Source organism: Leptospira ainlahdjerensis (genome assembly GCF_016919175.1).
Lineage (GTDB): Bacteria > Spirochaetota > Leptospiria > Leptospirales > Leptospiraceae > Leptospira > Leptospira ainlahdjerensis.
In genome coordinates, this window is record NZ_JAFFPU010000058.1 from 1 (window position 1) to 7,500 (window position 7,500).

The 7,500-nt window shown below is 43.1% G+C and carries 11 protein-coding genes (1 of these 11 only partly in view); 1 reads left to right on the top strand and 10 read right to left on the bottom strand.

Features of this window, described 5'->3' with window-relative positions:
* The coding region (locus tag JWG45_RS15045; RefSeq protein ID WP_205280502.1) for an FG-GAP repeat protein at window positions 1-656 on the top strand (656 nt) is incomplete at its 5' end.
* Window positions 657-701: 45 nt separating this feature from the next.
* Here JWG45_RS15045 and JWG45_RS15050 read toward each other — a convergent pair.
* From JWG45_RS15050 to secY, 10 genes are all read right to left on the bottom strand, one after another.
* On the bottom strand, window positions 702-1,775 hold the full coding sequence (locus JWG45_RS15050; protein WP_205280503.1) for a LamG domain-containing protein: 1,074 nt from the start codon (window positions 1,773-1,775) through the stop codon (window positions 702-704).
* Window positions 1,776-2,305: 530 nt separating this feature from the next.
* Entirely contained in the window at window positions 2,306-2,848 is a 543-nt protein-coding gene (gene rplQ, locus JWG45_RS15055; RefSeq protein WP_205280504.1) for a 50S ribosomal protein L17, read from the bottom strand.
* Window position 2,849: 1 nt separating this feature from the next.
* Entirely contained in the window at window positions 2,850-3,827 is a 978-nt protein-coding gene (locus tag JWG45_RS15060) for a DNA-directed RNA polymerase subunit alpha (RefSeq protein WP_069608364.1), read from the bottom strand.
* A 22-nt stretch (window positions 3,828-3,849) separates the two neighbouring features.
* Window positions 3,850-4,473: a 30S ribosomal protein S4 gene (gene rpsD, locus JWG45_RS15065; RefSeq protein ID WP_069608365.1), complete on the bottom strand. Its 624-nt coding sequence runs from the start codon at window positions 4,471-4,473 to the stop codon at window positions 3,850-3,852.
* An 11-nt stretch (window positions 4,474-4,484) separates the two neighbouring features.
* Window positions 4,485-4,892: a 30S ribosomal protein S11 gene (gene rpsK, locus JWG45_RS15070; protein ID WP_069608366.1), complete on the bottom strand. Its 408-nt coding sequence runs from the start codon at window positions 4,890-4,892 to the stop codon at window positions 4,485-4,487.
* Window positions 4,893-4,894: 2 nt separating this feature from the next.
* Window positions 4,895-5,272 carry a 30S ribosomal protein S13 gene (gene rpsM / locus JWG45_RS15075; RefSeq protein ID WP_118967643.1) on the bottom strand — a complete coding sequence of 126 codons (378 nt, stop codon included), beginning with the start codon at window positions 5,270-5,272 and terminating at the stop codon, window positions 4,895-4,897.
* A gap of 5 nt (window positions 5,273-5,277) precedes the next feature.
* A complete protein-coding gene (gene rpmJ, locus JWG45_RS15080; protein WP_000868428.1) occupies window positions 5,278-5,391 on the bottom strand; it encodes a 50S ribosomal protein L36 in 114 nt (37 codons plus the stop codon).
* Between the two features lie 8 nt (window positions 5,392-5,399).
* On the bottom strand, window positions 5,400-5,618 hold the full coding sequence (gene infA, locus JWG45_RS15085; RefSeq protein WP_001040194.1) for a translation initiation factor IF-1: 219 nt from the start codon (window positions 5,616-5,618) through the stop codon (window positions 5,400-5,402).
* A gap of 3 nt (window positions 5,619-5,621) precedes the next feature.
* Window positions 5,622-6,185, bottom strand: a complete 564-nt coding sequence (locus tag JWG45_RS15090; RefSeq protein WP_118967642.1) for an adenylate kinase — start codon at window positions 6,183-6,185, stop codon at window positions 5,622-5,624.
* A gap of 10 nt (window positions 6,186-6,195) precedes the next feature.
* A protein-coding gene (gene secY, locus JWG45_RS15095) for a preprotein translocase subunit SecY (RefSeq protein WP_069608368.1) crosses the window boundary here: on the bottom strand, window positions 6,196-7,500 show its 3' portion. The gene runs 78 nt beyond the window's last position; 1,305 of the gene's 1,383 nt are visible here — the last part of the coding sequence; its start codon lies beyond the right edge, outside the window; the stop codon is at window positions 6,196-6,198.

The following is a 7,500-nucleotide window of genomic DNA, read 5'->3' on the forward strand; positions in this document are numbered from 1 at the left end:
GTCAAATTACGATCACAAACGGAAACACTTCAAGCGCGGACAATACAGCCTGGTCTGCGGGAGCGACTTATGTATATAAGAGAACCGGGTCCAATTGGGTGCAAGAGGCCTACTTAAAAGCGGATAGCGCTCCGGCAGGTTATCAGCTCGGTTATAGCGTAGCAATGGAAGGAAATACGATAGCGGCAGGAGCGCCCGGTGCGGCGGAAGGAGCTGTCTATGTCTTTATTAGAAACGGAATCAACTGGACTCAACAAGATACGGTGACTCCTTCCAATCCGGCAACTGTAACACTTTTCGGATATTCCGTTTCACTTTCGGGAGAAAGTATCGCCGTGGGAACATATTGGGAAAACGGAAACGAAAATAGAATCATAAACGGAACCACGGCAAATACGAATAATTCCTTACCGGAATCCGGAGCGACATACGTATATAAAAGGAACGGTGCCGCTTGGACTCAGGAATCCTATCTTAAAACTACAAACGTACAATCCGGAGATTGGTTCGGAATCAGTGTCGGAATTTCCCACGACACGGTGATTGCAGGAGCCCCACAGGAAGACAGCGGGCAAAACACGATCACACATGGAACATTAGAAAATTGGAATGAATCCAAACCAAACTCCGGAGCCGTCTACGTTTTCAACCGATAAAAAATCAGATTTTAAAAGTTTAGAAGGGAAGAATTTTCCAAAAAATCAATTACAAGCGTGCGAAACCGCAATTCCGTATTTAAAACCGAGGTAACATTCAGCTTTCGTTCGATCCGCCAAGCTCACACCTTGATTGTAAATAAGAGCTTCTGCGAGTTTAGCGTCTAAACCCGCCCCTCCCGCATAAACACCTAAGTAAGATAAATTATTACCCGCAGCTGGATAGACATTGGTTGTAGACTTATGCAAAGCCCCGTTGACATACATCGAAGTGCCCGAAGCGCTGAATTGCATAGATAAGATATGAGCGGAATTGGTCGCATAGGTGTTACTTCTAAAGTCGCCTCCTCCGTTGTTGACGTTGAGTTGGGAATTGTAAAACTTCAATATCATCGTAATACCCGGTCCGGATAAGTGAAGAATCCCTTCGCTTGCAAACGAATTCGCGTTTTGCTCCAAAACGAAAAGAATCGTGTAATCGCTTCCAGTGATCGGAACGCCAGAACCGGAAAAAAAACGGCCTTCCGCGTTACTCATCTGCACAAACGGTCTTTGGTTTTTGTAATTTGCCAGCCAATAAGGTTCTTGATTCGAGTAATATCTCGTGAACACATTTCCATTCACTTGATCGGTCCAAGTCGTAATCTTATTCGATCCGTCCTTTGCGATTCCCGATTCTCCATCGAGCCAAAGAACCAAGTTAGAAACATCGGATGGCAGGTAATACGTCGTTGCTTGAACCGTTTCCGAATAGGATTTTGAACCGTCGTTTTGAATTTTTTCCAAAAGGTAATATCGGGTTTCCCCTCCGTTCAGACCCGAATGAGAGTAAGTATTTCCCGTGGAACCACCGCCAGTAATCTCGGGAGAATTAGTCGTTACGGAAGAAGTGGACGAAGAATAAATTTTATAACGAGCTCCGTCCGCATTTGAGGACCAAGTTAATTTTACCGAATGAATATCGGCCGCAGCGCTGAAAGCCAAGTTCGGATTTACGTTGCCGACCTGTCCTCCACTTCCCGCGATTAGATTCGGGACGGCGACTTGCAAAAAAAGTCCAGCTGGGTTACTTACGTCAAAACTAAATTTTTTAGCTTCCATACACGAAAATTGGAGCAAAAAAAGAAGAATTCCGAACTGGCTTTTCAGAAAGAGGAAATTTCCCCGTGAGAATATGTTATGCAATTTTGAAAAAGAGTCCATCATAGGAAAGGCTACTATCCAAGCTTTCAGTCAATTACGAGCAAAGGCTCATCTACTCAAAGCAACAGCCTATCCCTTTTCTGTTGATCATTTTTTATAGGATGATATAAATATTTCTTAAATGTCCAATTCCTGATCGTAAATCAGAATTTTTTTCCACAATAGATTGAGCAAGAAAAGTATATCCATTCTCTAACAAGATCCAGACAGCCCTTTCCTACTTTTTTTTAAAAGTAGGAACTCCTTTTTTCATCCAGCAAACGGCAATGACTTAGTTTTCGCAAAAAGTAAGCCGGAAGTATTCCTAAAAAACAGAAAAGGAAAAATCCCGAAAACAGTTCTTTCGGTTCTAAAAACCTCAAAGGTTTTACCGGAAAATAAAAAAGCCCGGCTGAAACCGGGCTTTTCACCAAGAAGAAACTTGGTAATCGAAGCGTGTGGATCGATTACTTTTTCTTTTTTACTTCTTTTTCTTTCTTAGGAGCCGCTTCTTTTTTCACAGGCGCAGGAGTCGCACCGGATTTTCTTGCGGCTCTCTTGTCTTCTCTGACTTTCGCCTGTGTTTCGCGTTTTTCTTCTCTTTCTTTCAAGAGAGAAGCTCTGTCCTTCTTAGAAGTGAGTTCTAAAATCCCTACTTCGGAATTATCAGAAGCTCTGTTCACAAGTTTCAGAACGCGAGTGTATCCACCGTTCGTAGTTTCAAAACGTTTCGCGATATCTTCGAAAAGTTTTACAACGACTTCACGGTCTTTGATTCTTTTCATAACTTCCCGCTTGTTGTGAAGTTGAATTTCCGGTTTTAGATCGACTGCGAGATTCTTCTTAGCTCTAGTAATTAATTTCTCAGCATGAGAACGAATCACTTTCAATTTTGCTTGAGTAGATTCGATTCTTTCATACTTAAAAAGACTTGTGATCATGTTATTGATCAGCGCGTCTCTGTGACCTTTATTGCGATTTAAATGTTTTACTTTATTTCTTTTGTTCATTTTAGAAATCCCTCATTCCGAAAGAGAGACCGAGAGTGGAAAGTTTTGTTTTCAACTCTTGCAGACACTGGTCGCTGTAGTGTTTGGATTTCGACATTTCTTCTTCCGATCTCTTTACGAGGTCTCCGATAAAATCGATTTCCAGGCTTCTCAGCACATTGAGAGAACGAACAGACAGTTCCAATTCTTCCACATGTTTAGACAAGGAAGCTTTGAGTTTTTCATCAGCTTCATCCAGTTCGTCGTCTTCCTCTTCCAGTTCTTCTTCGAAATTGATAAATACTGTAAGATGCTCTTTTAAGATTTTCGCCGCTTGAGCGACAGCGTCGTCGGGAGAAACGGATCCGTCCGTCCAGACTTCCAAAGTCAATTTTTCGTAATCGGATCTCTGAGCAACACGGGTCTCGGAAACTTCGAAAACTACTTTTTGAACCGGAGAGAAGATCGAGTCTACAGGAATCGTTCCAAGAACTTCGATGTCTTTTTTCTTTTCTTCCGCAGGAACATATCCTCTTCCTCTTTGAATTTCCAAATCCATGATGAGATTTGCATCTTCATTGAGAGTGGCGATGTGAAGATCCGGATTCATAATTTCGATAGAAGAATCTACAGCGAGATCCCCTGCTCTGAAATATCCGGCACCTTTTAGTTCCAGGTGAATGATTTTACTCTGATCCTTTTCTTCCGGCTCGTATTTAATACGAACTTGTTTTAGGTTGAGAATAATTCTGGTTACGTCTTCCGCAACGCCTTCGATAAAGGAGAATTCGTGATTCACCCCTTCGATACGAATCGCGGAAATCGCCGCTCCCTCGATCGAGGACATAAGGGTCCTTCTGAGAGAGTTACCGATAGTTGTGGCAAAACCCCTTTCAAATGGCTCTGCAACGAACTTCCCGTAATTCGGGGTGTTCGCTTCCGTGTTGAATTCTATCTTCTTAGGACGTTTAAATCCTTTAAGTAAGCTTTTGAGAGACAATTTGAGACCCTTCTATCAGATTTTATTTAGAGTAAAGCTCTACGATTACCTGTTCTTTAACCGGTAGATCGATATGGTGGCGTTCAGGCAATGCCGTTACGTCCCCGCCAAAGTTTGTGTAATCTGCCGATAACCAAGATGGAACTCCCTGCAATGACTGAGATAAACGAATGTTATCCGCAATGAAGGTAGAAGTTTTAAACTTGTCGCGAATTTCCACTTTATCCCCTACGTTGAGTCTGTAGGAAGGAATATCCACTCTATCTCCGTTCACAAGAATATGTCTGTGAGCGATGAAGTTTCTCGCTTGGCGACGAGTTACCGCGAAACCAAGACGATAGAGAACGTTATCCAGTCTTCTTTCCAGAAGTTGTAAAAGAATTTCACCGGTCACACCGTGAGCGTGAGATGCTTCTTCGTAATATCTACGGAATTGTTTTTCTAAAAGACCGTAAGCTCTTTTGAGTTTTTGTTTTTCGCGGAGCTGAGCGCCGTATTCCGACACTTTTCCTTTCCGCTTAGTAGGCATACCAGGAGGCCCTTTGCGGTGGAATTTATCTTTATTAAAAGTATAGCTCGACTTAAGGAAGAGATCAACTCCCTCCCTTCTCATGATTTTTACAACAGGACCTCTATATCTTGCCATCTTAAACTACCTTAGACCCTTCTTCTCTTACGTGGACGGCATCCATTGTGAGGCAATGGAGTAACATCCTTAATCATCTTAATGTTCAATCCTCTGGCAACCAAAGAACGAATCGCAGACTCGCGGCCAATGCCGGGTCCGGAAACCATTACATCTACTTCTTGAAGTCCAGCGGCATCCATAGCTTTTTCAGCCGCATTTCCCGCTGCGATCTGAGCCGCATACGGAGTGGATTTTTTGGATCCACGAAATCCCATTGCACCGGAAGTGGACCAGGAGATTGTATTCCCGGCCATATCGGTGATCGTTACGATCGTGTTATTGAAGGAAGCGGTGATATAAACTTTACCGCGAGGAACAACTTTCTTTTCCTTCTTTTTAACTTTCTTCTCTTTCTTGGTTTTCTTATCGTCAGCCATGATTACTTAGTTACCTTTTTCTTATTCGCTACAGTCTTCTTGCCGCCCTTTCTAGTTCTGGCATTGGTTCTGGTTCTTTGACCATTTACCGGAAGACCTCTTCTATGTCTGAGTCCTCTGTAGCATCCAATGTCCATCAAACGTTTGATGTTCAGTTGGATTTCGGAACGCAGGTCCCCTTCCACTTTTGCACTTTCTTCAATCGCCTTACGAATCGCCGCTTCTTGAGCCTCGTTGAGGTCCTTTACGCGAATCTTTTCGTCTACTCCGGCCTTTTTCAAAATTCCTCTCGATAAGGAATTTCCTATTCCGAAGATGTAGGTTAATCCAATAACAATTCTTTTTTCTCTTGGAAGGTCAATACCTGCAATACGCGCCATATTTCTTATGCTTGCCTTTGTTTGTGTTTCGGATTGGTGCAGATCACGCGGATTACACCTTTTCTTCTGATAACCTTGCAGCTAGAGCAGATTTTCTTAACTGATGTTCTTACTTTCATAACAATTCCTACTTTTTGCGGTAAGTAATTCTACCCTTAGAAAGATCGTAAGGGGAGAGTTCTACCGTAACTTTATCACCCGGTAAAATCCGGATATAGTGCATTCTCATCTTTCCGGAAATATGGGCCAAAACCTTATGACCATTTTCCAATTCTACACGGAACATCGCGTTGGGCAGGGGCTCAAGTACGGTGCCATCGACTGTGATCGCTTCTTCCTTTGCCACTGATTAAGCTAGCTCCTTTTGAATCAAAGAAGTCACCTCTTCCAGGGACCCGACTCCGTTCACTTGAGAAAGTTTCTTTTGTGCCGCGTAGTAGTCCAGAAGAGGAAGAGTCTTCTTGTTATAATTATCCAGACGATTCTTAATCGTCGCTTCGTTGTCGTCCGCGCGTCCTTCGATTTCCGCGCGACTCAAAAGCCTCTTCAAAAGTTCCGCATCCGGAACTTGAAGATTGATCGCTTTATCGATCGATTTTCCTTCCCCTTTTAAAAGAGAATCCAGAGCGTCCGCTTGTTCCACGGTTCTCGGAAAACCATCCAATAAAAATCCATTCTTGCAATCCGCTTCCCGGATGCGATCTTTGATGATTCCGATTACGACAGAATCAGGAACTAAATCGCCCGCATCCATATAACGTTTTGCTTCGACTCCCATCGGAGTTTGATTCTTTACCGCTTCGCGGAGAATATCACCGGTGGAAATCTGTGGGATTCCAAGGTTTTGACAAAGAATCTTTGCCTGCGTTCCTTTTCCTGCCCCGGGAGGCCCCATGAAAATAATATTCTTCATGAGTTTAGGCTTAAGACCTTCCCTTGATTTTCGACTTCTTCATGAAGCCTTCATAATTTCTCATTAAAAGTTGAGACTCGATTTGTTTCAAAGTCTCCAGCGCAACCCCTACCATGATCAAAAGAGAAGTTCCGCCGAAAGTATAGACCAGAGAACCGCCACCTGAGTTGGAACTCAGATCTAAGAATTTGATGATGATATAAGGAGCCAGAGCCAGACCCGCCAGGAACATCGCCCCCGGAAGAGTGATTCTGTTTAACACTTTTTCGATATATTCTTTCGTATGAGAACCCGGACGAATCCCTGGAATGAACCCGCCGTATTTCTTCAAGTTTTCAGCCAACTCGGTCGGGTTGAACTGAATCGCAGTATAAAAATATGCGAAGAATACGATCAAAGAAGTATAGATGATAAAATAGAATAATGCGTGATACCAGATCTGGGAGAATGGATTGAAAAAGTCCATGATGATCGCCCAACCCGCCCACTGCTCGCTACTCGATGACAACCACTGAATGATCGTCTGTGGAAATAAAATCAAAGAAGAAGCAAAGATGATCGGCATTACGTTCGCGCCGTTTACCTTAAAAGGAATGGACTGGCTTTTCGCCTGAACCATCTTTCTTCCTACCATCTGTTTCCCGTATTGAAGAGGAACTTTTCTCACACCTTGTGTTAACAAAACCGTAAGAGAAATGAGAAGGATAAAAAGAATCAAAAGAATAAGAACATTCAGAGCGTCCATAGTATCAGTCGAAAAAAGTTGAACCATAGATTCAGGAAGTCTTCCGATAATACCAGCAAAGATCAAAAGAGAAATACCGTTTCCGATTCCTCTTTCTGTAATTTGCTCGCCGAGCCAGATCAAAAGAACGGTTCCGGTGGTAATTGATAAGATTCCGATTAAATAGAAATAAGGAATAACGCCAGAGTTGATCAGTCCCGGATATCTTGCGGGCTCGAGCTCGGTTCCTGTAGACCAGCCCTTCGCGAGTTGAATTACCGCTAAGGATTGAATCGCGCAAAGAATCACGGTTCCATATTTTGTGTACTGACCGATTTTCTTTCTTCCTTCTTCTCCTTCTTTTTGAAGTTTTTGAAGAGAAGGAACGAGGACCATGAATAATTGCATCACGATCGAAGAAGAAATGTAAGGCATGATCCCGAGTGCGAAGATGGAGAATTTTAATAAAGCTCCACCCGCGAAAAGATCCACCATTCCGAGAAGTCCTTCGGAGGATGGATCGTTTGCGATTCCCGCAACAACTACAGGGTTGACGCCGGGAATCGTAATGTGTGTACCCATACGGAACAA